Here is a 745-nt window from a genome sequence, read left to right as displayed (position 1 = left end):
TCGAGTTCGCCGTCCGGCGCGAAACTTGTGACGGGGAAGGACAGCACCCCGCCCTTCATCGCTTCGCGCAGCCGCTGCGCCAGATCCTCGGTCTCCACGCTCAGCCCTGCCATTGGTCCGGCCCTGCTTTCCCCTGAAGGATGTCTACGTATGAGAATGCAGGCTAGAACCATGAACAGGGTGGGTCAATGGGGCGGCCTGGGCCAGGTGATCCAGGGCCTCCCACGTGGGTCTCGCCCGGCCCGCGACGGCGAAGTACCGTGTGCGCAGGGCTTCAACAGGCCGTCAACTGGCCGAAGACGGGGGGCGCAACGATGACGAACGGGGTTCGCGCACAGCAACGGCAGCAGACGCGGGACACCTTGCTACGGGAGAGCAGACGGCTCTTCTCGAAGCTGGGTTACGCGTCCGTGGGACTGTCGGAGATCGTCGGGGCGGCCGGGGTGACCAAGGGCGCGCTGTACCACCACTTCGACAGCAAGGCCGAACTGTTCCGGGCGGTCCTGGAGCAGGTACAGCAGGAGGTCGCCGCGCTCATAGCGGCGGAGGCGGATGTCCAGGAGGACCCCTGGGACCAGTTCACGTACGGCTGCCAGGCCTTCCTCAGCGCGTCGACCGACCCCGCGATCCAGCGCATCATGCTCGTCGACGGGCCCGCGGTGCTCGGCTGGGGGGACTGGCGGGCGATGAACGAGGCAACCTCGGGGCGTCATCTGGCACAGGCGCTCACCGTGTTGATCCGCGA

The 745-nt window shown here is 67.2% G+C and carries 1 protein-coding gene; it reads left to right on the top strand.

Going from position 1 to position 745, the window contains the following annotated elements:
- Positions 1–314: 314 nt before the first annotated feature.
- On the top strand, positions 315–745 hold a 431-nt coding region (locus BHU15_RS32650; RefSeq protein WP_069630441.1), incomplete at its 3' end, for a TetR/AcrR family transcriptional regulator.

The organism is Streptomyces niveus, assembly GCF_001723055.1.
Classification (GTDB): Bacteria; Actinomycetota; Actinomycetes; order Streptomycetales; family Streptomycetaceae; genus Streptomyces; species Streptomyces niveus.
The sequence above is the reverse complement of the archived record's forward strand: the minus strand, read 5'-3'. Positions and strand labels throughout refer to the sequence as shown.